The organism is Bradyrhizobium sp. HKCCYLRH2047, from assembly GCF_051168175.1.
In the GTDB taxonomy this organism is placed as follows: Bacteria; Pseudomonadota; Alphaproteobacteria; order Rhizobiales; family Xanthobacteraceae; genus Bradyrhizobium.
Genome location: NZ_JBNPUM010000002.1, coordinates 614,278 through 639,881, shown reverse-complemented (window position 1 = coordinate 639,881; position 25,604 = coordinate 614,278). Strand labels below are relative to the sequence as shown.

At 65.3% G+C, this 25,604-nt stretch carries 28 protein-coding genes and 1 tRNA gene; 15 read left to right on the top strand and 14 right to left on the bottom strand.

Annotated features, from left to right (window positions below; translation table 11 throughout):
* Nucleotides 1–52: 52 nt before the first annotated feature.
* Complete coding sequence (locus tag ACQR1D_RS06525; RefSeq protein WP_434839606.1) at nt 53–2,236, bottom strand: tetratricopeptide repeat protein; 2,184 nt, start codon at nt 2,234–2,236, stop codon at nt 53–55.
* A 41-nt stretch (nt 2,237–2,277) separates the two neighbouring features.
* Nucleotides 2,278–2,400: a hypothetical protein gene (locus ACQR1D_RS06520; protein ID WP_315802661.1), complete on the bottom strand. Its 123-nt coding sequence runs from the start codon at nt 2,398–2,400 to the stop codon at nt 2,278–2,280.
* Between the two features lie 140 nt (nt 2,401–2,540).
* Between ACQR1D_RS06520 and ACQR1D_RS06515 the strand changes: the two genes are divergently transcribed.
* A complete protein-coding gene (locus ACQR1D_RS06515; RefSeq protein WP_434839696.1) occupies nt 2,541–2,831 on the top strand; it encodes a DUF6881 domain-containing protein in 291 nt (96 codons plus the stop codon).
* Between the two features lie 111 nt (nt 2,832–2,942).
* Here the strand turns inward: ACQR1D_RS06515 and rpoD are convergent, their stop codons facing one another.
* The 4 genes from rpoD to ACQR1D_RS06495 form a co-directional block, all read right to left on the bottom strand.
* Nucleotides 2,943–5,051 (bottom strand): RNA polymerase sigma factor RpoD, encoded by a 2,109-nt coding sequence (gene rpoD, locus ACQR1D_RS06510; protein ID WP_315802660.1) that lies wholly within the window; start codon nt 5,049–5,051, stop codon nt 2,943–2,945.
* A gap of 428 nt (nt 5,052–5,479) precedes the next feature.
* Nucleotides 5,480–7,486: a DNA primase gene (dnaG, locus tag ACQR1D_RS06505; RefSeq protein WP_434839605.1), complete on the bottom strand. Its 2,007-nt coding sequence runs from the start codon at nt 7,484–7,486 to the stop codon at nt 5,480–5,482.
* Between the two features lie 166 nt (nt 7,487–7,652).
* On the bottom strand, nt 7,653–8,051 hold the full coding sequence (locus ACQR1D_RS06500; RefSeq protein ID WP_434839604.1) for a gamma-glutamylcyclotransferase family protein: 399 nt from the start codon (nt 8,049–8,051) through the stop codon (nt 7,653–7,655).
* 59 nt (nt 8,052–8,110) lie between these two features.
* Entirely contained in the window at nt 8,111–8,923 is an 813-nt protein-coding gene (locus ACQR1D_RS06495) for a transglutaminase-like domain-containing protein (protein WP_434839603.1), read from the bottom strand.
* 204 nt (nt 8,924–9,127) lie between these two features.
* Here ACQR1D_RS06495 and ACQR1D_RS06490 point away from each other — a divergent pair, with 204 nt between their 5' ends.
* Complete coding sequence (locus ACQR1D_RS06490; protein WP_434839602.1) at nt 9,128–9,931, top strand: N-formylglutamate amidohydrolase; 804 nt, start codon at nt 9,128–9,130, stop codon at nt 9,929–9,931.
* A 4-nt stretch (nt 9,932–9,935) separates the two neighbouring features.
* Here ACQR1D_RS06490 and ACQR1D_RS06485 read toward each other — a convergent pair whose 3' ends face one another.
* A complete protein-coding gene (locus ACQR1D_RS06485) occupies nt 9,936–11,345 on the bottom strand; it encodes a PLP-dependent aminotransferase family protein (protein WP_316217913.1) in 1,410 nt (469 codons plus the stop codon).
* 26 nt (nt 11,346–11,371) lie between these two features.
* Between ACQR1D_RS06485 and ACQR1D_RS06480 the strand changes: the two genes are divergently transcribed.
* Nucleotides 11,372–11,575, top strand: a complete 204-nt coding sequence (locus tag ACQR1D_RS06480; protein ID WP_315802654.1) for a hypothetical protein — start codon at nt 11,372–11,374, stop codon at nt 11,573–11,575.
* 25 nt (nt 11,576–11,600) lie between these two features.
* The gene (locus ACQR1D_RS06475) at nt 11,601–12,437 is read left to right on the top strand and encodes a PhzF family phenazine biosynthesis protein (protein ID WP_316179728.1); all 837 of its coding nucleotides are present in this window, start codon (nt 11,601–11,603) and stop codon (nt 12,435–12,437) included.
* 65 nt (nt 12,438–12,502) lie between these two features.
* Here ACQR1D_RS06475 and ACQR1D_RS06470 read toward each other — a convergent pair whose 3' ends face one another.
* Entirely contained in the window at nt 12,503–13,123 is a 621-nt protein-coding gene (locus ACQR1D_RS06470) for a LysE family translocator (protein WP_316236741.1), read from the bottom strand.
* A gap of 142 nt (nt 13,124–13,265) precedes the next feature.
* On the opposite strand from ACQR1D_RS06470, the gene ACQR1D_RS06465 reads away from it, so the two are divergent.
* Entirely contained in the window at nt 13,266–13,580 is a 315-nt protein-coding gene (locus tag ACQR1D_RS06465; protein WP_315802651.1) for an ArsR/SmtB family transcription factor, read from the top strand.
* Nucleotides 13,573–14,112, top strand: coding sequence for an SRPBCC family protein (locus ACQR1D_RS06460; protein ID WP_315802650.1), 540 nt, complete (start codon nt 13,573–13,575; stop codon nt 14,110–14,112). The genes ACQR1D_RS06465 and ACQR1D_RS06460 overlap by 8 nt, the downstream gene beginning before the upstream one ends.
* A 13-nt stretch (nt 14,113–14,125) precedes the next feature.
* Here ACQR1D_RS06460 and ACQR1D_RS06455 read toward each other — a convergent pair whose 3' ends face one another.
* From ACQR1D_RS06455 to ACQR1D_RS06440, 4 genes are all read right to left on the bottom strand, one after another.
* Nucleotides 14,126–14,548 (bottom strand): hypothetical protein, encoded by a 423-nt coding sequence (locus ACQR1D_RS06455; protein WP_315802649.1) that lies wholly within the window; start codon nt 14,546–14,548, stop codon nt 14,126–14,128.
* A gap of 112 nt (nt 14,549–14,660) precedes the next feature.
* Nucleotides 14,661–15,437, bottom strand: a complete 777-nt coding sequence (locus tag ACQR1D_RS06450; protein ID WP_316179733.1) for a DUF2189 domain-containing protein — start codon at nt 15,435–15,437, stop codon at nt 14,661–14,663.
* A gap of 355 nt (nt 15,438–15,792) precedes the next feature.
* Nucleotides 15,793–17,400 (bottom strand): acyl-CoA synthetase, encoded by a 1,608-nt coding sequence (locus ACQR1D_RS06445; protein ID WP_434839601.1) that lies wholly within the window; start codon nt 17,398–17,400, stop codon nt 15,793–15,795.
* 302 nt (nt 17,401–17,702) lie between these two features.
* Nucleotides 17,703–18,158, bottom strand: coding sequence for a GatB/YqeY domain-containing protein (locus ACQR1D_RS06440; protein ID WP_315717508.1), 456 nt, complete (start codon nt 18,156–18,158; stop codon nt 17,703–17,705).
* A gap of 191 nt (nt 18,159–18,349) precedes the next feature.
* On the opposite strand from ACQR1D_RS06440, the gene carA reads away from it, so the two are divergent.
* The 3 genes from carA to ACQR1D_RS06425 all read left to right on the top strand — a co-directional run bounded on the left by carA (nt 18,350) and on the right by ACQR1D_RS06425 (nt 20,791).
* A complete protein-coding gene (gene carA / locus ACQR1D_RS06435) occupies nt 18,350–19,546 on the top strand; it encodes a glutamine-hydrolyzing carbamoyl-phosphate synthase small subunit (protein ID WP_316179737.1) in 1,197 nt (398 codons plus the stop codon).
* A 147-nt stretch (nt 19,547–19,693) separates the two neighbouring features.
* Nucleotides 19,694–20,185, top strand: coding sequence for a PaaI family thioesterase (locus ACQR1D_RS06430; RefSeq protein WP_434839600.1), 492 nt, complete (start codon nt 19,694–19,696; stop codon nt 20,183–20,185).
* A gap of 63 nt (nt 20,186–20,248) precedes the next feature.
* On the top strand, nt 20,249–20,791 hold the full coding sequence (locus tag ACQR1D_RS06425; protein ID WP_434839599.1) for a cupin domain-containing protein: 543 nt from the start codon (nt 20,249–20,251) through the stop codon (nt 20,789–20,791).
* Here the strand turns inward: ACQR1D_RS06425 and ACQR1D_RS06420 are convergent, their stop codons facing one another.
* A complete protein-coding gene (locus ACQR1D_RS06420; RefSeq protein ID WP_315802866.1) occupies nt 20,792–21,118 on the bottom strand; it encodes an ArsR/SmtB family transcription factor in 327 nt (108 codons plus the stop codon).
* Nucleotides 21,119–21,209: 91 nt separating this feature from the next.
* Between ACQR1D_RS06420 and ACQR1D_RS06415 the strand changes: the two genes are divergently transcribed.
* From ACQR1D_RS06415 to ACQR1D_RS06400, 4 genes are all read left to right on the top strand, one after another.
* The gene (locus ACQR1D_RS06415) at nt 21,210–21,632 is read left to right on the top strand and encodes a YeeE/YedE family protein (RefSeq protein ID WP_315802865.1); all 423 of its coding nucleotides are present in this window, start codon (nt 21,210–21,212) and stop codon (nt 21,630–21,632) included.
* Nucleotides 21,633–21,638: 6 nt separating this feature from the next.
* On the top strand, nt 21,639–22,091 hold the full coding sequence (locus ACQR1D_RS06410) for a DUF6691 family protein (protein WP_434839598.1): 453 nt from the start codon (nt 21,639–21,641) through the stop codon (nt 22,089–22,091).
* An 11-nt stretch (nt 22,092–22,102) separates the two neighbouring features.
* Entirely contained in the window at nt 22,103–22,996 is an 894-nt protein-coding gene (locus tag ACQR1D_RS06405) for an MBL fold metallo-hydrolase (RefSeq protein ID WP_316236733.1), read from the top strand.
* Between the two features lie 104 nt (nt 22,997–23,100).
* Nucleotides 23,101–23,895, top strand: coding sequence for a sulfite exporter TauE/SafE family protein (locus tag ACQR1D_RS06400; protein ID WP_316236732.1), 795 nt, complete (start codon nt 23,101–23,103; stop codon nt 23,893–23,895).
* Between the two features lie 72 nt (nt 23,896–23,967).
* Here the strand turns inward: ACQR1D_RS06400 and ACQR1D_RS06395 are convergent, their stop codons facing one another.
* Nucleotides 23,968–24,495 (bottom strand): Dps family protein, encoded by a 528-nt coding sequence (locus ACQR1D_RS06395; protein WP_315802641.1) that lies wholly within the window; start codon nt 24,493–24,495, stop codon nt 23,968–23,970.
* A 108-nt stretch (nt 24,496–24,603) separates the two neighbouring features.
* Here ACQR1D_RS06395 and ACQR1D_RS06390 point away from each other — a divergent pair, with 108 nt between their 5' ends.
* Both ACQR1D_RS06390 and ACQR1D_RS06385 read left to right on the top strand, forming a co-directional pair.
* Nucleotides 24,604–25,308, top strand: a complete 705-nt coding sequence (locus ACQR1D_RS06390) for a class I SAM-dependent methyltransferase (protein WP_434839597.1) — start codon at nt 24,604–24,606, stop codon at nt 25,306–25,308.
* A 107-nt stretch (nt 25,309–25,415) separates the two neighbouring features.
* Nucleotides 25,416–25,492 (top strand) — tRNA-OTHER (locus tag ACQR1D_RS06385).
* Nucleotides 25,493–25,604 lie beyond the last annotated feature (112 nt).

The window sequence follows — 25,604 nt, the reverse complement described above, 5'->3', positions numbered from 1 at the left end:
TGCGCCTGCGGCACGATCGTTTGGCTTCCCGCTTCTCGATGACTGTTTCTTGTTAGGTCTGTCGACCGCGGCAATAGGTCTGCCACATCTCGCGATAGGCCGCTTCGACGGCCCTGGTGTAGATGGCCGGACCACAACGTGCGGCGATGAGGTCGGGAAGCTGGTGACGTATCATCCTGAGCCGGTCCGGCGTCGACCGCAACGCGATGTCCACATACTCATCATCGTTCGTCGCGACCCAGTCGGCCATGCCGATCGCCGTCAGGATCGCGCCGCCGGCGCGGCTGCACATCCCGTTGCCGAGCTTCGACACGACCGGCACGCCCATGTGCAGGGCTTCCCAGGCGGAGACGCCGCCGCCATTGGGAAATGGATCGAGCCAGATGTCGATGAGCCGGTGGGCGGCCAGATGCTCGTCGCGAGAGGTCGGCCCCATCAGGTCGATGCGATCCGGCGCGATGCCGCGCGCGGCGAAGTCAGCCAGCAGCCGGGCCTGGATCGCAGCATCGCCAAGCAGATAGTCCTTGACGAGCAGCCGGGCGCTTACATCGGCGCGCAGGATGCGGGCCCAGACGTCGAGGACGGCGCTCGATAAGCGGTTCGCCCGGGTGAACGCGCCGTAAGTCACATGGCCATTGGACGTCACGGGCGCCTCGAGGCTGCGCAGCCCCGCCGGCGGCGGCTCGATGATGATCAGGCATGGCAGATCATAGATCTGCTCGGTGAACAGGTGACGTACCTCCAGCGGCGCCATGACGGGATCGCCGAACAGGTAGTCCATCGTCGCCAGACCGGTGCCGGTCGCGTGGCCCCAGGCGGTGACCTGGATGGGGGCCGGCTTGCGCGCGAAGGTGGCCAGCCGATTGCCGCGGGAGTGTCCGGACAGGTCGACGAGAATGTCGACCCGGTCGGACCGGATGCAATCCGTGAGCTGATCGTCGGACCATTGCATCACGTCGTGCCATCGATCAGCAGCCGCCCGGAACGTCTCGGTGATCTCGTCCTGGACCGGCGAGTTCGAATAGCAGATCACCTCGACCTGCGATTTGTCGTGGTTCTGCAGCACCGGCCGGATCGTGCGGGCGGCGGAATGCTCCTTGAAGTCGCCCGACACATATCCCACGACGATCCGTCTGTCGGGGTCGAGATCATTGCTGTGATCAGGCGGATGCCTCTCGGCAATCTTGGATCCGATCCGGCGCCACCACTCCGCTCGGGCCGCCTGGTGCTCCGCATAGCCCACATCGCAGAAGTCCAACGAGAAGATGCGGTTCGCCAGTGCGACTTCGTCGGCCGGGTCGATCGCGAGCGCCCGATCGAAAAGTGCGACAGCCGCCTCTGCATCGCCCATCAGCGCATGACATTGACCGATCTGGCTCAGCGCTTTCGCGGAGTTCGGCTCGATCGTAACGGCGCGCTGGCAGGCCTCCAGCGCCTCGCTCACCCGCTTGTTGAGCATCAGGACGTTGGCGCGGCCGAGCCAGCCCAGGGTGAATTGCGGATCGAGCGCGATCACCCGGTCGAAATCAGCGAGCGCGTCGTCGTTACGCTTGAGCTGGAGGAACGTCTCGCCGCGATTGATCAGCGCCGTGGTGTCGTCGGGCGCAAGGGCCAGCGCCCGGTTGAATTCGGCGATCGCCTCATCGGATCGACGCAGATCCTTGAACGCGCAGCCTCGATTGATGATGGCGGCCAGATGCGTGGGTTTCGCCGCGAGAAGCTGGTCGTAGCATGCGATCGCATCGGCGAACCGGCCGAGATAGTGCAGCGCTTCGCCCTTGTTCATCAACACGTCGAGGTGCTGCGGATTGATCCGGAGGGCGTTGTCGAAACTGACGACCGCCTCCGCGAAGCGCTGGAGGCGCGACAACAGCTTGCCGCGTTCCAGCTGCGCCTCGAAGAAATCCGGTTTCAAGGCCAGGAGATCGTCGAAGCAGGTCAGCGCTTCGTCGTCGCGCTGGAGCGCGGACAGGACGACGGCCCGCGCATATCTCGCCGCAACGTTTTGCGGGTCTGCCAGCACCGCCCGCTTCAGAAGGCGCTCCGCCGCCTCTGAATTGTTGCTCTGGTGCTCGGACAGTCCAAACATATAGAGCGCGCCGAAATGGTTCGGCCGCTTCTTGAGGATTTTCTTGTAGCCGGCCTGAGCCTTGGCCAGATCGCCGGAGCGGTGAAACGCACTCGCCCGGGCGAACAGGTCGGCGATCTCATCGCCTTTCCGCAAGGCTGGCTGCATGCTGAAAACGTCCAGGGATCAGCCGCCATCGCCAAGTTCTGTCACGACGGGGCAGAGTGCCGGAATGCAGGCGTCATTCGGTCGCCCGCCGAACCTTCGATGACAAGCGTAAACAATTCATTAACCATGTTTTCTGCGGGAATTTGCTGGGTGAATGCCGTCATTGGTCCTTCCGCAGCGCGTCACGTCCATCGCCGTCAGAGTACCAACTTAATGCGTACGGTGGGCGAAGCGCCGCCGAAGGCGGCGCGTGCCCACAATTGGCCGCCTGCCGCGGTAGGCACGGCGCACGACACCGTCGCCAATCTCGACACCGTGCACGTGCCTTTGCCCACCCTACGCATCACTGTCGCCGCCTGGGTTTGCAAAACGCTGGAGCGAACTCGACGGCGAGCGCTTCGAGACGCGAAAGCTGGAGATCTTTCGGGACGGCAGCATCGGCTTCGCAACCGCGACCGAGGCGACAGATCGGACGCGGCTCGGACAGATAGCTGTTCCTCCCATCGACGAGATCGGGCAGGATCCTCAATTCGTGGCGGAAGAGATTTCGAAGGAAGAGTTCGAGCGCCGTTGGAGCGCCAGGCGTGCGCGTTAGGTCACGTCGACAAATTGCCTGGCTTACATGGATCACAAACTAAAACGGCGAACCTCTCGGTCCGCCGTTGTCCTGCCGGGTCAAGCCCGGCAATGACGACTGATGCAGTGATTAGTTGTCCAGGAACGACCGCAGCTTCCTTGACCTCGACGGATGCTTCAACTTACGCAGCGCCTTGGCTTCGATCTGGCGGATACGCTCTCTCGTCACCGAGAACTGCTGGCCGACCTCTTCCAGCGTGTGGTCGGTGTTCATGCCGATGCCGAAGCGCATGCGCAGCACGCGTTCTTCGCGGGGGGTGAGCGAGGCGAGCACGCGGGTGGTGGTTTCGCGCAGGTTCGACTGGATGGCGGCGTCGATCGGCAGGATGGCGTTCTTGTCCTCGATGAAGTCGCCGAGGTGGCTATCCTCCTCGTCGCCGACGGGGGTTTCGAGCGAGAGCGGCTCCTTGGCGATCTTGAGGACCTTGCGCACCTTCTCCAGCGGCATGCCGAGCTTCTCGGCAAGCTCCTCCGGCGTCGGCTCGCGGCCGATCTCGTTCAGCATCTGGCGCGAGGTGCGGACGATCTTGTTGATCGTCTCGATCATGTGCACGGGGATGCGGATGGTGCGGGCCTGGTCGGCGATCGATCGGGTGATCGCCTGACGGATCCACCAGGTGGCGTAGGTCGAGAACTTGTAGCCGCGGCGGTACTCGAACTTGTCGACGGCCTTCATCAGGCCGATGTTGCCTTCCTGGATCAGGTCGAGGAACTGCAGGCCGCGGTTGGTGTACTTCTTGGCGATCGAAATCACGAGACGGAGGTTGGCTTCCACCATCTCCTTCTTGGCCTGACGGGCCTCGCGCTCGCCCTTCTGCACCGAATGCACGATCTTGCGGAATTCGCCGATCTCGAGACCGGTGAGCGCGGCCATCGCCTGCACCTCCTGGCGCAGGTCCTTGATGCGGTCCTTCTCGTAATGGACGAAGTTCTTCCAGCCTTTTGCGGAGAGCTTGGAGACGCGGTTGAGCCAGCGCGGATCGAGCTCGGAGCCCTGGTAGTTGCGCAGGAAGTCTTCGCGCGCGACGCCGTGGGAATCGGCAAGCCGCATCAGCCGGCTCTCGAACGAGACCAGCTTCTTGTTGATGTCGTAGAGCTGCTCGACGAGGCTGTCGATGCGGGCCTGGTTGAGGCGCAGCGACTTCACCTCGACAATGATCTCGTCCTTGAGCTTCTTGTACTTGCGCTCCTGCGACGGCGACAGCGACTCGCTCTGGAGCTGGTTGGCGATGTCCTGCTCCTGCAGGCGGCGCAGCTTCTTGTACTCGGACGCGATCTTGTCGAAGGTCTCCACGACCTTCGGCTTCAGCTCGGCCTCGATGGCGGCGAGCGACATCTGGTTCTCGAACTCGTCGTCGTCCATGTCGGCTTCGGCTGCCGCCTCGCCGGGATCCTTCTCCTCGGCGGGCGCGCCGTTCGGCGCGGCCCGGAACGGGGTCGGCTGCTGCGGGGCGGCCGGCGGCGCGACCGCGGCCTGGACGTCGCCGCCCTCGGCCGGAGCGCCCTCGCCATTCACGGGCGCGGCGATCTGCGGATTCATGCCGCCCTTGGCTTCCGGGCCGGCATAAGTGGCTTCGAGATCGATGATGTCGCGAAGGAAGATCTTGCCTTCGTTGAGCTCGTCGCGCCAGATGATGATGGCCTGGAAGGTCAGCGGGCTCTCGCAGAGCCCTGCGATCATCGCCTCGCGGCCGGCCTCGATGCGCTTGGCGATCGCGATCTCGCCCTCGCGCGACAAGAGCTCGACGGTGCCCATCTCGCGCAGATACATGCGCACGGGATCATCGGTGCGCTCGCCGGGCTCCGACTTCTTGACCTCGGTGACGGCCTTCTGGGTGATCTCGACGAGCTCGTTGTCGGTCTCGTCCTCGCCGTCGTCCTTCTCGTCGGACTCGTCGGCCTCCTCGGCCTCGGTCACGTTGATGCCCATGTCTGATAGCATCGACATGATGTCTTCGATCTGTTCCGGCGAGGTGGTGTCGGAAGGCAGGACCTCGTTGAGCTGATCAAAGGTCACGAAGCCGCGCTTCTTGGCCTGCTTGATCATCTTCTTGACGGCGGCGTCCGACAGGTCGAGCAACGGCGAAGGCGCATCGGCGGCGTCCTTCTCAGGAGCGTCCGCGGCCTTGTCGTCCTTTTCCTTGTCCTTCACCTGCAGCGTCTTTGCCTTCGTGGCCATTCATTGCTCCCGAAACGCGCCCGCTCCGCCCGTGGCATCTTCGCCCTTGGCATCGCGGCGCCCGCCTGCTCTACTCAAACTGTTCTCGACGCGGAAAGGGCGGCGCACATTCAACGTCGCCACCCCATGAAGTCTTTCGCTCGTGTCGCCCTACGCTGGTGTCGTCCCGTTTTCGGACCGGCGCGCGTTTCTTGCAAAAGCGATACCGGTTTTGCAATCGAATCCGGCGCCCGACATGCAGGCGCGGTGTCCGACAGCGAAACCAACCCATCTGCTGCAGAAAATGCCCCGGACCTCTTAAACTTCGATTAACCCTGTTTTTGCAGCCAAACCATGGATTTGGCGAGTCTTTTCGCGCGGACCCGAGACCGCGCAAGCGGACCGGGTCGAAATGTGCTCAGTTCGCGACAGGGCGCCGGGCATCCGGTCTACACGTTGCGGTTGGTGCGACCGGACAGTTCCCCGAAGCCTTCGATCAGCGCTTCGGTGCCGTCCATCTCGGCCATCCTGGCCTTCACGTCCCTCAACCAGCCCATGTTCGGCTCGCTCGGCTCCTCGCCCAAGGCAAGCTCGGCATCCTTCAATTCCCTAAGTAAGGAGTGCCATTGCCGATGCAAGGCAACGAGCTGGTGCCAGGTCGCAAGAACGTCATCGCGCGCCGCGCCGGGCTTCGCCGCCCACACCGCAGCGGTCGTGATTGCCCGCTCAACCCGTTGAAGAAGCTCGGAAAAGCCTGACTTCTCCAGGTCGGCCCGCATCTTCTCGGCCTGCTCGTCCGGGTCCGGCGAATGGTGGTGGTCGTGGGCGAAGGCCGCGATGATCGCGGCGCGGAGCTTGTGCGCCTCGGGATGGGCCAGTTCGAGGGCTGCGACCTCCTCGAGGTGGTCGTGCAGGATCCAGGGGTGGTTGATCAGGCACTGCAGGATCAGCGCCTCCCGGCGCGAGATCGCCGAGCGCTGGCCGCGCATGATCGGGCTCATGGCGAGCTGGGGGCTCGCCGCCTGGTAGGGTCCGCGGGCCATCGCGGGTGCTGTGGATGGCGCGCCGCCGCGGCGGCCGCCCCCTGTGGATAACCGCCCCGGCTGTCCGGAACCGGGACTGCGGGGGCCAAACCGCCGTCCTGATTCGGCACCGTAGCCGCGGCCAAAGCCCCGGCCACCGTCCGGCGCGAACGCCCGGTACAGCCGGTCGCTGAGATCCTGCTTGTAGTAGCGCCGTACCACCTCGTCGGCGATGCCGCCGGTGAGCTGACCGATCCGCGCCTCCAGCGCGGCGCGGCGCTCCGGGGTGTTGAAGCTGCCGCCCTCGATCTCGCGCGACCAGATCACCTCGGCGAGAGGTTTTGCGACCTTGAGCACCTCCTCGACCGCGCCGCGGCCGCCGGAGCGGACGAGATCGTCGGGATCCTGTCCCTCCGGCAGCAGCGCGAAGCGGAGACTCTTGCCGGGCTTGAGATGCGGCAAAGCAAGGTCCGCGGCACGATAGGCTGCCTTTTGGCCGGCGCGGTCGCCGTCGAAGCAGAGGATCGGTTCGTCCACCATCTTCCAGATCAACGAAAGCTGGCTCTCGGTCAGTGCGGTGCCGAGCGGCGCCACGGCGCCGGCAAAGCCGGCCGCCACCAGCGCGATGACGTCGACATAGCCCTCGACCACGATCATCGGCGCGCCGTTATGCGCGGCCTGACGAGCGCTCGGCAGGTTGTAGAGGTTGTCGCCCTTGTGGAAGAGCGGCGTCTCCGGCGAGTTCAGGTATTTCGCCGGCACGTCCTTCTGCAGCGCGCGGCCGCCGAAGGCGATGACGCGTCCACGGAGATCGGTGATCGGAAACATCACGCGGTCGCGGAAGCGGTCGTACGGCACAGGAATGTCGTCGCCGCCGACCAGCAATCCCGCCTCGACCATGTCGGCCACCGGCACGCCCTGGGCGCCAAGATATTCCTTCAAGCCGAACCGATCCGGCGGCGCGTAGCCAAGCCGGAATTGGAGCTGCGTCTGCGGCAGGATCGCGCGATCGGCAAGATAGCCACGGGCGCGCGCGCCATGACGGGACGCCAGCGTGTCAGAAAAGAACTTCGCCGCCAGCTCCATCACGTCATACAGCGTCTTGCGCTGCCGCTCCTGGCGCGCCGCGTCGGGCGTCACCGCGGGCAAGGCCAGGCCGGCGATCCCCGCCAGCCGCTCGACCGCCTCAGGGAACGAGCAGCCCTCAGTCTCCATCACGAAGTCGAAGATGTTGCCATGCTTGCCGGAGGAGAAGTCGTGATAAAAACCCTTCTGGTCGTTGACGTAGAAGGACGGCGTCTTCTCCTGCTGGAACGGCGACAGCCCCTTCCACTCCCGCCCCGCCTTCTTGAGCTTCACGCGCTTGCCGACGACGTCCGAGACCGGAAGCCGGGCGCGCAGCTCATCGAGAAATTCCGGCGTGAAGCGAGCCATGGGTGAGGCGGTGGTCCTGTGTTGATGGACTTACGCATATAGGCACCCGTGTACGAAATGTGAACTTCCTCCGGCTTGTCCGGGCTATTCACAGGCCAGCTCTATCCTCCGGTCATTCCGGGGCGCCCGCAGGGCGAGCCCGGAGTGACGGCGTGGAGAGACTGGGTCACGGCGCCAGGAAGCGCCCCGAGACGATGCGGCCGGCCTCATCCACCGGCCAGTTGTAGAGATAGGTCCAGGCTTGGCTGACGCTGCCGTCGGCCAGCGTCACGGCGAGGCACCGGCGCAGATATTCTGTCGGCGCGGCGAAGCCTTCGCCGCAGGCCTCATACATGTCGAACTCGCGCAGCATCGGCTCGGGCTGGCGCAGCCGGAACAGCTCGCCATGGACGAGATCGGCCGCGTCATCGGACAGCACCAGGCCGGGATAATGCTGGATGCGGTACAACCGGCCGCGGCAGCTTGCCTCGGCGACGAAATCGGCATTGGCCGACAACAGCCGCGCCATCGGGTGGTCGAAGCCGCGCATCAGCGTGCCGTAGACGAACAGCAGATCGGTGGTCATGGCCCGTCTATAGCGGCGATCGCGGCTGATGCGAAGCGGCCGGCCGCGCCCTTCTCTGCTCAGGCGGCCGCGATCTCATCGCTGACGACGTAGAATTTGGTCAGGGTCATCAGGCCGAACGAGGTCGACAGCGCGACGTCGGCGGCGTCCCGTCCGGTCGCCATCAGGATACGGCCGATGCGGGGCACGTTGTGGCGGGCATCGAACGTGTACCACCGGCCCGAGAGATAGACCTCGAACCAGCCCGAGAAATCCATCGGGACCGGGTCCGGCGGCACGCCGATGTCGCCGAGATAGCCGGTGCAATAGCGCGCCGGAATGCCCATGCAGCGGCAGAAGGTCAAAGCGAGGTGGGCGAAGTCGCGGCAGACGCCGGCACGCTGCTGATAGACGTCGTGCGCCGACTTCATGGCGTGGGCGTGCTCATAGCCGAACGTGACGTGGTTATGCACGAAGTCGCAGATCGCCTGCACGCGCGCCCATCCCGCCGGCGCGCTGCCGAACAACGACCACGCGACCTCGGCCAGCTTGTCGGTCTCGCAATAGCGGCTCGGCATCAGATACAGCAGAAGCTCATCGGGCAGCTGCTCGATCGACAGTTGCTGGGCGCCGGGATCGATCGCGTCCGGCCGCCCGCTGTCGCGGACGATGGCGCTGCCGTGGAAGGTGACCCCGCCGGCCGGCGCCACCAGCCGCCCACAGAGATTGCCGAAGCTGTCGTTGTAGAATTTGATCGGCACCTTCGGCTCGGTCGTGATCGTCTCGGTGCCGACGATGTCGGGAAAGCGCGACGGATGGATCGACAGCATGATCACCATCGGCGTTGCCGCCGGAGCCGCATAGGCGATCTCAAATCCAACCTTGATCAGCATGAAGGCTCCTTCGCCCCGTTCGGGCGGCACGATGCGCCAGCCTCATCCGGCCCGGACCGTAGGCCCATTGCGAACTTCTGTCTTGTGAATGATCGCCAGAATCAGCATCGTTTGGGCGACCATCATGATGTCCGCCGGCCCAATCCTCATCTGTCTGCCCAATCCGAGATCGGTCTGCCGCTTCATGAAGCAACGAGAGGCAGCATGACCGTGTCCGGCACGAGCAACACTCATCGACTCCTTCAGCCAGACGAAGTTCCACCCGTGCTCGAGCGCAACGCCGATGGGGCGTCGGCCTTGTTCTTCACGTGCGATCACTATGGCCGCCTGCTGCCGCGCGCACTCGGCGATCTCGGCCTGCACGAAAGCGAACTGGAGCGGCACATCGCCTGGGACATCGGCATCGCCGGCGTGGCGGAGGCCGTGTCGCGCGCGCTAGATGCGCATCTGATCGCGCAGCGCTATTCGCGGCTGGTGATCGACTGCAACCGCTCGCCGAAGGCGCCGAACGCGATTCCGATGATCAGCGAGCGCACCACGATCCCCGGCAATGAGGGCCTGACGCATGAGGACGCCGAGCTGCGGCGGCGCGCCATCTTCGATCCCTATCACGACCGCATCACCGCGGTGCTCGATGCGCGCAAGGTCGCGGGGCGGCCGACCATCCTCGTCTCGCTGCACAGCTTCACGCCCGTCTATGCCGGCATCGGGCGGCCCTGGCACATCGGCACGCTGTATCAGCACGACCGTGTGCTGCCGCCGCTGCTGTTGAAGGCGCTGCGGGCCGAGCCCGATCTCGTGGTGGGCGACAATCAGCCCTATGCGGTCGGCGACGGCACCGACTACACCATCCCCGTGCATGGCGAGGCGCGCGGGCTGATCAATTCCGGCATCGAGATTCGTCAGAACGAAATCGCCGAGCCCGAGGGCCAGCAGCGCTGGGCCGAGCGGCTGATCCGCATTCTCGGCGAGATCGAGGCCGAGCTGCGCAGCAAGGGCCTCGCGTAGCCTGCTACTCCGTCATGTCGGAGGCGTCGTGATGCGACAGCAATCCGGCAAGCCGCCACAGAGCTGTGCGCAGATCCTCGTGGCTTGGCAGGCCGAGCGCGAGCCTTACCGCGTTCGGTGAATGACCGTGCGCCACCGCAAAGGCGCTCGCCGGGGTGATCGCGATGCCGGCACGGGCTGCTGCGGCCGTCAAGGCTTCGGCGCGCCAGCCCTCCGGCAGGTGCAGCCAGACATGGTAGGAGCGCGGATCGGCCTCGATGTGATGGCCGGCGAGGCACTCGGCGACGATCGCCTGGCGCACCAGCGCATCGGCGCGCTTGCGCCTGGTGATCTCGGCCGCCGTGCCGTCGGCGAGCAGCCCCATGCCGGCGGCCAGCGCCAGCGACGTCACCGACCAGGCCCCGGTGCGCACCGTGGCGGCGAATTTTTCGCGCATGCTTGCCGGCACGTAGAGAAAGCCGACGGCAATCCCCGGCGCGAGCCGCTTGGCAAGGCTGTCGACCACGACGACACGCTCCTCGGCCTGCGTCGCCAGCGAGACCTGATCGCTGAGGAAGCCGTAGACCAGATCCTCGATGATCATCAGCTCGTGCTTGCGCACCAGACGCACGATCTCCTCGCGCCTCGCCTCGCTCATCGTCAGGCCGAGCGGATTCTGCATCACCGGCTGGATGTAGATCGCGTTGAGCGCGCTGCTGCGATGCGCCTTGGTCAGCGCCTCCGGACGGATGCCCTCGCCGTCCATCGCGAGCGGCACCAGGGTCACGCCGAGCCGCGCCGCAATGCCCTTGATCATTGGATAGGTCACGGCCTCGACGCCGAGCCGGCCGCCGACCGGCACCAGCGCCGAGATCGCCGCGGCAAGCGACTGCCGCCCGCTGCCGGCGAAGACGAAATTCTCCGCGCGCGGGCGCCAGCGCTCGCTGGCGAAGAAGGCCGCGGCGGTGCGCCCGGCCTCGGCCAGCCGACGCTGCGTGATCGGCGCCAGCACCGGCGCCAGCTTCTCCGGCCGCTGCCACGCGGCCAGCGACTTCGCGATCAGGGCCGCCTGATCCGGCAGGGTCGGAAAATTGAATTCGAGATCGATGCGGCCGTCGAACGGCTCCAGCCGCAGCGAGGGTGGCACCGGCACCGCCTCACCCGCGACGAAGGTGCCGCGCCCAACCTCGCCCACGACCAGGCCCCTGCGCAATAATTCGGCATAGACGCGGGCTGCCGTGGATGCGGCAATTCCCCGCTCATAGGCGAACTGGCGCTGCGGCGGCAGCCGGTCACCGGCCTTCAGCCTGCCGTTGGCGATGTCCTCGGCGATGTCGTCGACCAGGGCCGTATACGAAGCATTCATGCTATATTGTACCGAGAGCAATGTTTCGATTGCACCGAGATATGTATGGCGCGATTGCTCTTCGAACAACGCAATTGAAGAGCAATAGGTGACTCATGGCATATTCCCTGGCGCAGCGTTGGGCAACTCCGCAAGTTGCCCACGGAAAGAGCAATTTGCTCGGGGTGCCGCAACTCTGGCTGCAGCGCCTGTTCTGGCGGTCCGAACTGGCAATGCTGGACCGCGACCAGATGCGCGACTGCGGCCTTGATCCGGCGATCGTCCAGGAAGAGGCCAACAAGCCGTTCTGGCGCGACTGACAACGACGACGAGGAGGACACCGAAATGCCGACGCTTCCGTTCCATCAAGTCGACGTGTTCTCCAAGGTCGCCTTCAAGGGCAACCCGCTCGCCGTGATCGCCGAGGCCGACGGCCTCGACGATGCGGCGATGCGGGCGATCGCCAACTGGACCAACCTGTCCGAGACCACCTTCCTGTCGCGTGCCCAGGATCCGGGCGCTGATTATCGCGTGCGCATCTTCACCCCGCAGCGCGAGCTGCCTTTTGCCGGCCATCCGACGCTTGGCTCGTGCCACGTATGGCTCGCGCTCGGCGGCCGGCCGAAGGGCGAACACGTGGTGCAGGAATGCGGCGCGGGCCTCGTGCGCATCAGGCGCGACGGAGAGCGGCTCGCCTTCGCAGCCCCGCCGCTCAGGCGCTCCGGCCAAGTCGATGCCGAACTGACCAGCAGGATCGCAGCAGCGCTCGGCATCCAATCGAGCGCGATGCGCGCCGTGCAGTGGGTCGACAACGGCCCGGGCTGGATCGGCGTGCTCCTCGACTCGCGCCGCGCGCTGCTCGACATCCGCTTCAATCCGGCGGCGCTGCCGCAACAGCCGATCGGCGTGGTCGCGCCATGGGATCGAGCGCAGGATGGCACGGATGCCGACTACGAGGTCCGCGGCTTCATGTGGGGCGGCGGCGAGGACCCGGTGACGGGCAGCCTCAATGCAAGCCTGGCGCAATGGCTGATCGGAGCCGGAATTGCTCCGAAGCAATATGTTGCGTCCCAGGGCACCGTGCTCGGCCGCGCCGGCCGCGTCCATGTCGCGCAGGACGGCGACACGATCTGGATCGGCGGCGACGTCGCGCCGGTGGTGAAGGGGACGATCAGCCTGTAACGCCGGCGGCCCCTCCTCCCCCAGGGCTCTCCGGGGTGAGAGCAGGCGCTAAACTCAATGCGGGCTCACCGCGCCCGCGTCAGCGCCAGCCAGACCCCGCCCCCGATCATGAAGCCGCCGGAGATGCGCGACACCAGCCGGGTCCGCCTGGCCGAGAACAGTTTTCGCGCACGGCCTGCGAGCAGCGCATAGATCGCGTCGGTGAGACCCGCGATCACCATGAAGGTGACGCCGAGCAATCCGACCTGCGGCACGTGATCCCGGCCCATGTCCATGAACTGCGGCAGGAACGCCCCGAAGAACACCATCACCTTCGGGTTCGACAGCAGCACCAGCAAGCCCTGCAGGAAGAAGCCGCCGCGCGGCGGCGGAGGCGGCTCCTCGCCCGCCGAGATCCCCTCGATCGGCGAGCGGATGAGCTGAATGCCGAGCCACACCAGATAGGCCGCGCCGATCAGCCGCACCCATTCGAACCAATAGCCCATGGTCGCCATCAGCGACGTCAGGCCGACAGCGACGATGCCGATCGCGATCGCAAGCCCGGTCTGCACGCCGGCGATATTGATCAACGCGGCACGGGTTCCGTGACGCAGACCGTTGGCGATCAGCAGCGTCACGACGGGACCGGGCAGCAGCGCAAGCCCGATGCAGGCGGCAACGAAGGCGAGATAGACTTGCAGGGACATGAGGCGCCTCGATGTGGATGAGATGTCACTAATGCACGGCATGTCGGCAGAGGGAAGCTGCAACATCTCGACGTATTCCAAGTCGAACAACTTGCAGCGCTCCGCTTGACACGCAACCTTTTGGTTGCCTATTCTTCATCATATGGACGACGTCTTCAAGGCGCTGGCGGATGCGTCGCGGCGGGCGCTGCTCGACAGGCTTCATGCGCGGAACGGCCAGACCTTGACCGAGCTCTGCGACGGCCTCGCCATGACGCGGCAGGCGGTGACCAAGCACCTGGCGATTCTGGAAGCGGCCAATCTGGTCACGACGCTCCGGCACGGCCGCGAGAAGCTGCACTTCCTCAATCCGCTGCCGATCCACCAGATCGGCGACCGCTGGATCAGGAAATTCGAGCGCGCCAAGCTCGTCGCGCTCGGTGAATTGAAGAAGCGATTGGAGGAACGGGATGACTGAGCCGAAGGAGACCCACGCCGTCGATCTTGCGCACTTCAAGCCGGAGACGGTGTACACGATCTACATCGCGGCGACGCCGGAGAAGGTGTGGCAGGCGCTGACCTCGGCCGAGTTCAGCCGGCAATATTTCTTCGGCTTCGCGATTGAAGCCGAGCTGAAGGCGGGCGGCGCCTTCATCGTGCGCGCGCCCGACGGCTCCGAGCACATCAGCGGCCAGGTGATCGTCTGCGAGCCGCCGTACCGGCTGACGGTCACGTGGGATGTCAACTGGCCGGGCCTCGTCGACGCACTGGGCCGCACGCTCGTGACCTACGAGATCGAACCGGCTGGCGACGCCGTCCGTCTCACGATGACCGAAGCGCATGAGCGGCCGCTCTCCGACGACATCCTGTCCGGCGGGCGCCAGGGCTGGCCGGCCATCCTGTCGAGCCTCAAGAGCGTGCTCGAGACCGGCAAGCCGCTCGCGGTGAAGATGACGCCGCCGACGCGCATGCTGGCGGCCCTGAAGGCGATGGGGATTGCAGTGCCTTGAACGACAAGGCCTGCTACGATACCGCAGCGATCTGTGGGATGCTGGCGAGAACAACGCCGACCTGGACCGCATTGCTCAGCATGCCACCCCAATGTAACCGGCGCAGCCGACGCACGGCCGTCGCATCGCCGGAATCCCTGTCGCGGATGCGCGCGTCCATCTGCCGCAGAAACCAGCGGCGCGAGAGCAGCGCGAACGCCGCGATCAGGCCAATGCCCAGCCCCAGAACGGGGCGACCGTCGGCCAGAACGACCAGCGCGCCGATGCCACCAGCGATCGAAAGCGCCACGAAGTAGGAGTCGAACATGCCGCGCAGGAGCCGGGTGACCGGCACGATGTCGAGCCGCACCAGCAGAAAGGCCGGCGCGGCCAGCAGCAGATAGAACATTGGCAGCAACAAGACGATCGTGGCAAACAACGCGATGTTGTCCGGCATCATTCTCCTCCGATATTGGCGCCGGAAGGACCACCGGCGAGCCGCGTTTCGAAACGAGCCCGTTCGAGGGCGTCCATGCTCCATCGAACCTTCGTCGCGGCTCGCCCTTGCCTTACGCCGGAGCTACGATCCGGCGGTACAGATGCCAGGTCGCATGGCCCAGCACCGGCACGGTGACCAGCAGTCCCAGGAAGTACGGCAATGCCGAGATGATCAGCAGCACGGTGATGACGGCGGCCCAGCCGATCATCGGGCCGGGACTGGTCACAACCGCGCGCACGCTGGTGATCATCGCCGTCACGAAATCGACGTCGCGCTCCAGCAGCAGCGGAAACGACACGACCGTGAGCGAGAACAGCACCAGCGACAGGGCGGCGCCGTCGAGATTGCCGATCGCGAGGAAGAGCAGACCCTCGTTGGTCGTCAGCACCACGGTCATGAACTCCCTGATGCTGGAGAAAGAGGCATTGAGCCCGAGCAGCAGCGCGATCAGGAGGCGCACCTGGTACATCCAGATGATGAAGAAAAATAGCGTCACGAACGCCATCCAGCCGATCTCGCCGCGCGAAGTGATCGTGCGCCAGATCCCGCCATAGGACATCGGCTGGCCGAGTTCGCGGCGGCGGCTGACCTCATAGAGACCGATCGCGACGAACGGGCCGATCAGCGCAAACCCCGCGGCCAGCGGATAGGCCAAGTAGACCATGCCGAAGGCGGTGACGCACAGCACGATGCTGATGCCGCCGAGCACGTAGATCAGCCCGAAAGCAAGGCCGAACATGGGCTGAGCCTGAAAATCGCGGAGGCCTTGCGTCAAGGCCTCGGCAATATCGGCCGTGGTGATGCGGCGCACCACGGGATCGGATCGTCCCGAGACGGATGCGGTCATCGGCGTACCCTCCAGACTGTTGTTCTTTGCACCGATGCTAACAGCGGGAGGGCGGGGATTTCAATTTCAACTTGTAGGCAGAGGATAAGGGCGTGACCTTCACATCTCGTCCGACGATGAAGCTCTCACAGCACGGACGGTATGCTCCCTCTCCCGTTCTTACGGGGTGAGGGTTGGGGTAAGGGGCAAACGCACGGGAAGTGTCCGTGGCGAGACCTGTCCCCCCTCACCCGGATTGCATCTGACGATGCAATCCGACCTTCCCCGCAAGCGGGGCGAGGTGCACCGAGCGTGCCGCGCCACCTTGCTTTACATCTCAGCGACTACCGACGAAAAGGCGGTCGGACCGCCGCCCCTACCCCCGCGCCCTCAACTCCCGCCGCAGCACCTTGCCGGTCGCCGTCATCGGCAGGGTGTCGGTGAATTCAACGTGGCGGGGGTATTCATGCGCGGCGAGCTTCACCTTGACGAAGTCCTGGATCTCTCGCGATAGCGTGTCATTTGCAACGAAGCCGGGCCGCAGCACGATCCACGCCTTGATGGCCTCGGTGCGCACCGGGTCGGGAATGCCCACGACGGCCGCCAGCGCGACCGCCGGATGCTTGAGCAGCGTGTCCTCGATTTCCGCCGGGCCGATGCGATACCCGGCCGACGTGATGACGTCGTCCTCGCGGCTCGCATACCAGAAATAGCCGTCGTCATCCTGGGTGCCGAGATCGCCGGTCAGCAGCACGTCGCCCGCGAACTTCTTCCGCGTCGCCTCCGGATTGCGCCAATATTCGATCATGGTGCAGGGGTTGGGCTGGCGCACGCCGATGATGCCCCTCTCGCCGCGCGGCAGCTCCTCGCCCTTGTCGTTGACGATCAGAACCTGGAAGCCGGGCGTCGCCTTGCCCATCGAGCCCGGCCGGATCGGAAACAGCTTTGCATTGTTGCCGACCACGAGATTGCACTCGGTCTGGCCGTAGATCTCGTGCGCATCGATGCCGAAAGTCGCGCGCACCCAGTCGAGCAGCTCGGCGCCGAGCGACTCGCCGCCGGTGAGAATGCTGCGCAGCCGGACCCCCTCGTGCTTGACGTTGGCCTGCCGCATCAGCTTCAGCGCCGTCGGCGGCAGGAATACGTTGCGGACGGCGTAGTCGGCCATCAATTGCATCGCCGCCTGCGGCACGAACTTCTTCGCGCGATACCCCACCACCGGCACCGCGTGATACCAGGCGGGAAACAGCGCGTCGAACAGGCCGCCGATCCAGGCCCAATCCGCCGGCGTCCACATGACGTCGCCGGGCTTCGGCAGGAAGCCGTGCACCATCTCGACATTGGGCAGATGTCCGAGCAGCACGCGATGGGCGTGCAGCGCGCCCTTCGGGTTACCGGTCGTGCCCGAGGTGTAAATGATGATGGCAGGGTCGTCGCTTGACGTGGCGACGGTCGGGAATTGATCCGAGGCGCGCTCCAGCGCCGGCCAGAATGGCCGGGCGCCGAGGCCGTCGCCGTCAGTGACATAGATCGTCTTGAGCTCCGGCAGATGGTCGCGAATGCGCGCAAGCTTCGCAAAGCCCGTGGTGTCGGTGACGACGACCTTGGCGCCGGAGTTCTGCAGCCGGAATTGCAGCGCGTCCTCGCCGAACAGCGTGAACAGCGGCACCGAGACGAGACCGGCGCGAAACGCCGCCAAATGGACGATCGGCAGCTCCAGCGACTGCGACAGGAACACCGCGACGCGGTCGCCCTGCGCGAGACCATCGGCCTTCAATACGTTGGCGAAGCGGCAGGAGTGCTCCCGCAGCTCATCGAATGAGACGCGCCGTGCGGCGCCGTCCTCCTCGACGACGATCAGCGCCAGACGCCTGGAGCCGTCGGCGTGGCGATCGCAGGTCGCGACCGCGATGTTGAACTGCGCCGGGATGTCCCAGCGGAAGTCGCGCGTGAGCTGTTCGTAGTCGGACGTTTCCTTGAGCATGGAGGAGGCGTTTCCCTCTCGGTTGTTAGTTCAAGCGCTTCGCCCATGAGGTGGCGATTGCATGGGCGCTTGCACGGTCTCCTTACGTCACCCCGCTCTTGTCCGCCGTAGCTCGAAGAGCGAAGGCGGATGCGGGGGAGAGGTCGGATTGCATCGAAGATGCAATCCGGGTGAGGGGTACAGGTCTCACCACCAGCACTTCCCGTGCGTCTGCCCCTCACCCCAACCCTCTCCCCGTGAAGAACGGGGAGAGGGAGCGCACTGCCCGTGCGGCTCGCGCCGTGCGCAAAAATAGGCGGTGGCTAGCCCGACAGCGCCGCCTTCACCAGCGCGCTCGCCTTGGCGAAATCCATCTGGCCGGTATACTTCGCCTTCAGCACGGCGATCACCTTGCCCATGTCCTTCATGCCGGCGGCGCCAGTCTCGGCGACCGCAGCGGAGATGGCGGTCTTCACCTCGTCGTCGCTCATCTGCTTCGGCAGATAGGCCGAGATGACCGCGATCTCCTCGCGCTCGCCGGCGGCGAGTTCGGCGCGGCCGCCCTTCTCATACAGCTCGACCGATTCCTGACGCTGCTTGATCATCTTCTGCAGCACCGCGAGCACGTCGGCGTCGGTCAAGGGCGGCTTGCCTTCGCCGCGCGCGGCGATGTCGGCGTTCTTCAAGGTCGAGTTGACCATGCGCAGGGTGGACAGCTTGCGCTCGTCCTTGGCCTTCATCGCCTCCTTGACCGCATTGTTGATGTCGTCGCGCAGCATGATCTTGCCCTCTCGAATTCCGTTGCGGCTGGTCTAGGCGGTTCGTCCCGGCGAGACAACTCGGTTCCGCATACGTTCCGGCCGTTCACTCGTAAACCAGGCCATTCTCCGTGCAAATTGACCGAAATCGCGTGTGAATCGCTCGCTTCCCGCTTTGACGCCGCGCGCCAGGGGCACTATGTAGAGGCCTCATGACACACATCGATACTGACGCCGCCTGGCCGGACCATAAACCGACCGCGCTCCTCGTGCTCGCCGATGGAACGGTGCTGGAAGGCTACGGCCTCGGCGCCGAGGGCCACGCGGTGGGCGAGGTCTGCTTCAACACCGCAATGACCGGCTACGAGGAGATCCTGACCGATCCGTCCTATGCCGGCCAGCTCATCACCTTCACCTTCCCGCATATCGGCAATGTCGGCACCAACGACGAGGATATCGAGACGGTGAACATGGCGGCGACGCCGGGCGCGCGCGGGGTGATCCTGCGCACGGCGATCACCGACCCATCGAACTACCGCGCCACGCGCCATCTCGACCAGTGGCTGCGCGCGCGCGGGATCATCGGGCTGTCCGGCATCGACACAAGGGCGCTGACCGCGCTGATCCGCTCCAAGGGCATGCCGAACGCCGTGATCGCGCATGCCAGGGACGGCCATTTCGACCTCGACGCCCTGAAGAAGGAAGCGCGGGAGTGGCCGGGCCTGGAGGGCATGGACCTCGTGCCGATGGTGACTTCCGCCCAGCGCTTCACCTGGGACGAGACCCCCTGGGTGTGGAACGAGGGCTTCGGCCAGCAGACCAAGCCGGAGTTCAACGTCGTCGCGATCGACTACGGCATCAAGCGCAACATCCTGCGCCTGCTCGCCGGCGTCGGCTGCAAGGTGACGGTGGTGCCGGCGACGACGCCGGCCGAGGACATCCTGGCGATGAAGCCGGACGGCGTGTTCCTGTCGAACGGACCGGGCGATCCCGCGGCGACCGGCAAATATGCCGTGCCGGTCATTCAGCAGGTGATTTCGTCGGGCACGCCAACCTTCGGCATCTGCCTCGGCCATCAAATGCTCGGACTTGCGGTCGGCGCCAAGACCAAGAAGATGCATCAGGGCCATCACGGCGCCAATCATCCGGTCAAGGACGAGACCACCGGCAAGGTCGAGATCACCTCGATGAACCATGGCTTCGCTGTCGACCAGGATACGCTGCCATCGGGCGCGACGCAGACCCACATCTCGCTGTTCGACGGCTCGAATTGCGGCATCCAGCTCGAGGGCAAGCCGGTGTTCTCGGTGCAGTATCACCCGGAAGCTTCGCCCGGCCCGCGCGACTCGCACTATCTGTTTCAACGCTTTGCCGAGCTGATGCGCGAGAAGAAGCGCAGCGCAGCCTGAGGCCGGTGACTCCAGACAATTCGAAATGCCCGGGCTGGTCCCGGGCATTTTTCTGTCCGCAATCATGTGATCGCCTGCGTCGGTATTGCCCTCGATCTTTTCGCACAGCATTTATATGATAGATGTCATACCTTGGAGGTCGACAACATGAGCGAGACGGATTTGCGCGGTGACTTCGGCGTGGTGCCGCTGGCGGTGCTGGCGTCGATGCCCGGGCTCGATTTCGTGCGCGGCATCTTTGCCGGGACTTTGCCGCAGCCGCCGATCATGCAGACCGTCGCGCCGTTTGACTGCAGCGCCGAGCCCGGCCAGGTCGTCATGCACAGCGTTCCGGCCTTGCGGCACTACAATCCGATCGGCTCGGTGCACGGCGGCTACGCCGCGATCCTGCTGGATTCCGCGATGGGGCTCGCCGTCCACACGATGTGCCCGCAGGGCAGCGGTTACACCACGCTTGAATTCAAGGTCTCTTTCATCAAGGCCATGACCGAGGCCACCGGCATCGTGAGAACGGAGGGCAGGACGCTGTCGTTCGGACGCCGCGCCGCGACGGCCGAGGCACGCATCGCCGATTCGCAAGGGCGCCTGCTGGCGCACGCCACTACGACTTGCCTGGTGTTCGAACTGCCCAAGGCGTGAACTGGAACGGCGGCCACGCAGGCCGGTTGATGGGGGTGAGGTTCATCTTTTTCCGAGGTCGCCATGCCTGCCGCCCCCTCGCCACGCGTCAAGACAAGCGAACCGCTCGGCATCGTATTCACGGACGACGGCCTGGTGCCCAACAATCCGCTGCCGTTCCTGGTCTACGAGGCCGTCATCGATCTGGATAGCACCGATCCGGCGGCCGACATCGAGCGCATGTTCGCCGCCAATGGCTGGGGCGACATGTGGCGCAACGGAGTCTACGACTATCTGCACTATCATGCGACCGTGCATGAGGCGCTGGGCGTCGCCAGCGGAACGGCGCGGGTCCGCTTCGGCGGCGACCGCGGTCGGGAACTGGAGCTTCGGCCAGGCGACGTCGCCATCCTGCCGGCGGGCACCGGACATCAATGCATCTCCGCCAGCAGCGATTTCTGCATCGTCGGCGCCTATCCGCCCGGACCAAAGATGCAGGTCACGCGGCCGACGCCGGAGAACCACGCGCGCGCCCTGAAGACGATCCCGGCGGTACCGCTGCCCGCGACCGATCCCGTTCTCGGTGCGGGCGGCCCACTGACGCGCCTGTGGCACCAGGCGCGCTGATCAGGCGCAATACAGCCGATACAGTGTCTGCAGGATCTCGCGGACCTCGCGGCTCGCCAGCCGATAGTAGATCGTCTGGCCATCGCGCCGGGTGGCGACGAGATCCAGCGCGCGCATCTTGGCGAGATGCTGCGACAGCGCCGCCTGTCGCAACCCGACCTGCTCGGCGAGATCGCCGACCGCGCGCTCGCCGTCGATGAGGTTGCAGAGCACCATGAGGCGCTTCGAATTCGCCATGGCAGCGAGCAGGCCCGCCGCCTCCTCCGCCTTGACGTCGAGCGCCGCCACCATGGCCTCACGGGTTTTGCGCCTGGCCTGTGTTGTCATCATTGTTACTTCTTCATTTTCGTATATATGCAATAATGCACATGATAGCTGATTGCAACATGCCCCCCCTGACGAGGGAATCAAGGACGATATGATCACGGAGTATACAGCGGTCACGGCGCTCGCAGGCGGCGCCCTCATCGGCGCTGCAGCCGTCATGCTGATGGGCCTGACCGGCCGCATCGCCGGCGTCAGCGGCATTGCCGCGCGGCTGTTGCCGCCCTGGGACAGCGCCCTCGCTGGCCGGCTCGCCTTCATAGGCGGCCTGGTCGCGGCCGCCCTTGCAGTCCGCATCGTCAGCGGGAGCCTGCCGCCGCTGAAGCTGGAGGTCGGTCCGATCGATATGGTTGCAGCCGGGCTGCTGGTCGGCTTCGGGGCGGTCTGGGGCAACGGCTGCACCTCGGGTCATGGCGTCTGCGGCATCGCCAGCCTGTCGCCTCGCTCGATCGTCGCCACGCTGGTGTTCATGGCCACCGCGGTCGCGACCACCTTCCTCGTTCGCCACGTGCTGTGAGGCGCCATGATCATCTTCATCCAGTTCATCGTCGGCCTCGTCTTCGGCCTCGGGCTGCTGCTCTCGGGCATGTCCAATCCGGAGAAGGTGCTCGACTTCCTCGATTTCGCCGCGATCCGCTCCGGCGGCTGGGATCCGAGCCTGATCCTGGTGATGGCTGGAGCGGTCGGGGTCACCTTCGCCGGCTTCCGATTGGTTTTCCGGCGCCGGCGTCCCGTCTTCGGTGACCAATTTCACCTGCCATCCTCGCAGATGCTGGATTGGCGGATCGCAACCGGCCCTGCGATCTTCGGCATCGGCTGGGGCCTCGCCGGCATCTGCCCGGGCCCGGCCTTCGTGGCGCTCGGCTACGGCTCGCCTGCCGTCGTCCTGTTCGTCACGGCCATGATGATCGGAATGGCCGCAGCCCGCATGCTCTCGCGCCGCCGGCCCTCGCTCGCCGCGGTCACTTCAGAATGAGGAAGGATTGAATGCCCGGCATGCCACATCCGGTCGACCTGTCGGTGAAACCCGAGGTCACACCGTTCTTCGACCCCGCCACCAACACCGTCAGCTACGTGGTCAAGGACCCTGGCTCGCGGGCCTGCGCCGTGATCGATTCAGTCATGGACATCGACTATGCCTCGGGGCGCATCGCGCCGCAGTCGGCTGACAAGATCATCCGCCTGATCGAGGATCGCGGCTGGCAACTGGACTGGCTGATCGAGACCCATGTCCATGCCGACCATCTGTCGGCTGCGCCCTACATCCAGTCCCGGCTGGGCGGCAGGATCGGCATCGGCGCCAACATCAGGATGGTGCAGGAGACCTTCGGCAAGATCTTCAACGAAGGCACCGAGTTTCAGCGCGACGGCAGCCAGTTCGACCGCCTGTTCCATGATGGAGACAGCTACCGGATCGGCGCAATGACCGCCTTCGCCATGCATACGCCGGGTCACACGCCGGCCTGCATGACCCATGTGATCGGAGACGCCGCCTTCGTCGGCGACACGCTGTTCATGCCGGATGGCGGCTCGGCACGGGCCGACTTTCCTGGCGGCGATGCGCGCACGCTGTATCGCTCGATCCGCCGCGTGCTGGACCTGCCTGACGCGACGCGGCTGTTCATGTGCCACGACTACGGTCCAAACGGCCGCGACATCCGCTGGGAAACGACGGTGGCCGAGCAGCGCGCGAACAACATCCACGTCCGCGACGGCATCACCGAGGATCAGTTCGTTGCCGCCCGCGAGGCGCGCGACCGCACCTTGGACATGCCCAGACTGATCATCCCCTCCCTGCAGGTGAACATGAAGGCGGGACGGCTGCCGACGCCCGATCAGGACGGCCGGCGCTTCCTGAAAGTGCCGCTCAACGCACTCTAAGACACCCCTCGCCCCACCGAGCACGCGGCAGACGTCGCGGCTCGGCTTTCCCATTTGGCAGCGGCCGGGCACCGGCGCGGCACGCCACTCTGGAGCATCGCAGGATGACCTTGTCCGCTGCCGAGCTTGCGCTCGGCTCGCTGTCCGGCTCTTTCGTCGGATTCACGCTCGGCCTGATCGGCGGGGGCGGATCGGTGCTGGCCGTGCCGCTCATGGTGTATCTGGTAGGCGTCGGCAATCCCCACGTCGCGATCGGCACGAGCGCGGTCGCCGTGGCGATCAACGCGGCGGCCAATCTCGCCAATCATGCCCGCTCCGGCAACGTCAAATGGCCTTGTGCGCTGGTGTTCGCGGCAACGGGCGTGGTCGGCGCCTTCGCCGGCTCGACGCTCGGCAAGATGGTCGACGGTCAGAAGCTGCTGCTGCTGTTCGCCCTCGTCATGATCGTGATCGGACTCTTGATGCTGCGCAAGCGTGGCACGAACAGCCAGCTGGACGTCAAGCTTTCGCGCGACAATCTGTTGGCGCTAGTGGCATTCGGCTTCGGCACCGGAACGCTGTCCGGCTTCTTCGGCATCGGCGGCGGCTTCCTGATCGTTCCGGCTCTGATGTTTGCAACGGGCATGCCGATCCTTTACGCGATCGGCTCCTCGCTCGTGTCCGTCACGGCGTTCGGACTGACGACCGCGGCTAACTACGCGCTGTCGGGACTGGTCGACTGGACGCTGGCGGCGACCTTTCTCGTCGCCGGCATCGCCGGTGGCCTGGTCGGTGCGAAGCTGGCGGCTCGACTGTCAGGCACGCGCGGCACCCTGAACAAGGTGTTTGCCACTGTGGTGTTCGTGGTGGCGGCTTACATGATCTATCGGAGCTGGTCGGCACTCGGCCACTCCGCATAGCCCGGCATAGAGACTGGACGGGCGCACCGCGTGCTCGCAGCGCGCCCGGACCTCAACTCGACGCGGGCCCGCTTATGCCGCGTTGCTGCCTTCCTGGCGGCTGGCTTCGAACAAGAACCAGGTGCGGCGCTCTGTCTCGTCGATGAAGGTCTCCAGCAATCCCGCGGTGGCCGGATCGTCATTGTCGTCGCACAGCTCGTGCGCCTTGCGCATCGCGGCCGCCATGTGCTTGTTGTCCTCCATCAACTCCCGCAACATCTCGCGCGGCGGCACATACTCCTCGTTGTTGTCCTTGATGGTCTGCAGCTTGCTGATCTGGCCGATCGACTTGACCGTGGTACCGCCGAGCTTGCGAACTCGCTCGGCGAGCTGGTCCGTTGTGGCGAAGATCGCGTCCGACTGCTCGTCGAGCATCAGGTGATAGTCATGGAAGTGCCGGCCGCTGACGTGCCAGTGGAAATTCTTGGTCTTAAGGTAAAGCGCGAACGCATCGGCAAGCAGCGTGTTCAACGCCGTCGAAATCTTGTTCACGGCGTCCGGCGACAGATCGGTCGGGGTATCGAGCTCGGGGGCGGTCTTGTCGGTCTTTGCTTTACTCACGGGTCAGCCTTCCTGTTAGAAGCAGCGATGGACACGGGTGATCGGACCCGTTAACGCTCGCTGACCCCCCAAGTTCCCATCAAGGAACTGTGTTTGCCGGAACCCGCCATGGACGACTGGATCGACTATTACGATTCCACGCACACGATCTATGCGAGCAAGCTGCATCGCGACCTGCACTTCCAGGCGATTGCGCGCGACATCGTCGGCTATATCCCCTCGCCCGACGCGGTCGTTCTCGACTATTCCTGCGGAGAAGCCTTATCGGCCGCCAAGGTCGCCGACGCCTGCATGACGCTGATCCTGGCCGAGCCGGCGCCGGGCGTGCGCGGCCGGCTGATCGCGCGTTTCGCCCCCAACACCAAGATCCGCGTGCGCTCGCTGGACGAGCTGCGCAACATGCAGGAAGGCTCGATCGACCTCGTCGTCATGAACTCCGTGGCACAGTACATGAGCGAGGCGGAATTCGACGCAGCCCTGGCCGTGATCAGGCGGCTGCTGAAGCCGTCCGGAAAGTTCGTCCTCGGCGACGTCCTGCGCCCGGACGTTGGCATGGGCCGCGACGTGCTCGCGCTGCTGATGTTCGCCGCACGGGACGGCTTCCTCAAGGATGCCATGGTCGGGCTGGTCGCCACTGCCCTGTCCGATTACCGGCAGCTGCGGACGAAGGTCGGCCTGCAGCGCTACAGCGAGACCGAGATCCTGGCGCGGCTGAAGAAGGCCGGCCTCAGCGCTGTCCGAGCGCCGAAGAATATCGGCCACAATCCCTGGCGCATGACCTTCGTGGCGCAGCCGGTGACGGGAACCGCGTGACCGGCCGAGCCGACCAGCCCGCGCGCTGGCCCAACATCGAGCAACCGGATTAGGGTTAACTGAAACACGGGCTGGCTCACGCGGCCGTGAGAGGTAAGATCATTCCCGGCCCGGTGGCGGAAGCTACGACGCGAAGAGCGGTGCAACGCTCTTGAACCTGGTTCAAGTCCAGGCCGGGCCTCCAGCCTTCGCCGCTGCGCGGCTTCGGCTCTGCGAGCCATCCGCCGCCCTTCCGCCAGCTCCGGCCAATTTGACCGTTGATTTCGGGCCAAAACCCTTTTCGCTCAGAGGAAACT

Coding starts and splice junctions, on each gene's coding strand:
- ACQR1D_RS06525 (WP_434839606.1), bottom strand. CDS start 2,236: ATGCAGCCAGCCTTGCGGAAAGGCGATGAGATCGCCGACCTGTTCGCC.
- ACQR1D_RS06520 (WP_315802661.1), bottom strand. CDS start 2,400: ATGACGGCATTCACCCAGCAAATTCCCGCAGAAAACATGGTTAATGAA.
- rpoD (WP_315802660.1), bottom strand. CDS start 5,051: ATGGCCACGAAGGCAAAGACGCTGCAGGTGAAGGACAAGGAAAAGGAC.
- dnaG (WP_434839605.1), bottom strand. CDS start 7,486: ATGGCTCGCTTCACGCCGGAATTTCTCGATGAGCTGCGCGCCCGGCTT.
- ACQR1D_RS06500 (WP_434839604.1), bottom strand. CDS start 8,051: ATGACCACCGATCTGCTGTTCGTCTACGGCACGCTGATGCGCGGCTTC.
- ACQR1D_RS06495 (WP_434839603.1), bottom strand. CDS start 8,923: ATGCTGATCAAGGTTGGATTTGAGATCGCCTATGCGGCTCCGGCGGCA.
- ACQR1D_RS06490 (WP_434839602.1), top strand. CDS start 9,128: ATGACCGTGTCCGGCACGAGCAACACTCATCGACTCCTTCAGCCAGAC.
- ACQR1D_RS06480 (WP_315802654.1), top strand. CDS start 11,372: ATGGCATATTCCCTGGCGCAGCGTTGGGCAACTCCGCAAGTTGCCCAC.
- ACQR1D_RS06475 (WP_316179728.1), top strand. CDS start 11,601: ATGCCGACGCTTCCGTTCCATCAAGTCGACGTGTTCTCCAAGGTCGCC.
- ACQR1D_RS06470 (WP_316236741.1), bottom strand. CDS start 13,123: ATGTCCCTGCAAGTCTATCTCGCCTTCGTTGCCGCCTGCATCGGGCTT.
- ACQR1D_RS06465 (WP_315802651.1), top strand. CDS start 13,266: ATGGACGACGTCTTCAAGGCGCTGGCGGATGCGTCGCGGCGGGCGCTG.
- ACQR1D_RS06460 (WP_315802650.1), top strand. CDS start 13,573: ATGACTGAGCCGAAGGAGACCCACGCCGTCGATCTTGCGCACTTCAAG.
- ACQR1D_RS06455 (WP_315802649.1), bottom strand. CDS start 14,548: ATGCCGGACAACATCGCGTTGTTTGCCACGATCGTCTTGTTGCTGCCA.
- ACQR1D_RS06450 (WP_316179733.1), bottom strand. CDS start 15,437: ATGACCGCATCCGTCTCGGGACGATCCGATCCCGTGGTGCGCCGCATC.
- ACQR1D_RS06445 (WP_434839601.1), bottom strand. CDS start 17,400: ATGCTCAAGGAAACGTCCGACTACGAACAGCTCACGCGCGACTTCCGC.
- ACQR1D_RS06440 (WP_315717508.1), bottom strand. CDS start 18,158: ATGCTGCGCGACGACATCAACAATGCGGTCAAGGAGGCGATGAAGGCC.
- carA (WP_316179737.1), top strand. CDS start 18,350: ATGACACACATCGATACTGACGCCGCCTGGCCGGACCATAAACCGACC.
- ACQR1D_RS06430 (WP_434839600.1), top strand. CDS start 19,694: ATGAGCGAGACGGATTTGCGCGGTGACTTCGGCGTGGTGCCGCTGGCG.
- ACQR1D_RS06425 (WP_434839599.1), top strand. CDS start 20,249: ATGCCTGCCGCCCCCTCGCCACGCGTCAAGACAAGCGAACCGCTCGGC.
- ACQR1D_RS06420 (WP_315802866.1), bottom strand. CDS start 21,118: ATGACAACACAGGCCAGGCGCAAAACCCGTGAGGCCATGGTGGCGGCG.
- ACQR1D_RS06415 (WP_315802865.1), top strand. CDS start 21,210: ATGATCACGGAGTATACAGCGGTCACGGCGCTCGCAGGCGGCGCCCTC.
- ACQR1D_RS06410 (WP_434839598.1), top strand. CDS start 21,639: ATGATCATCTTCATCCAGTTCATCGTCGGCCTCGTCTTCGGCCTCGGG.
- ACQR1D_RS06405 (WP_316236733.1), top strand. CDS start 22,103: ATGCCCGGCATGCCACATCCGGTCGACCTGTCGGTGAAACCCGAGGTC.
- ACQR1D_RS06400 (WP_316236732.1), top strand. CDS start 23,101: ATGACCTTGTCCGCTGCCGAGCTTGCGCTCGGCTCGCTGTCCGGCTCT.
- ACQR1D_RS06390 (WP_434839597.1), top strand. CDS start 24,604: ATGGACGACTGGATCGACTATTACGATTCCACGCACACGATCTATGCG.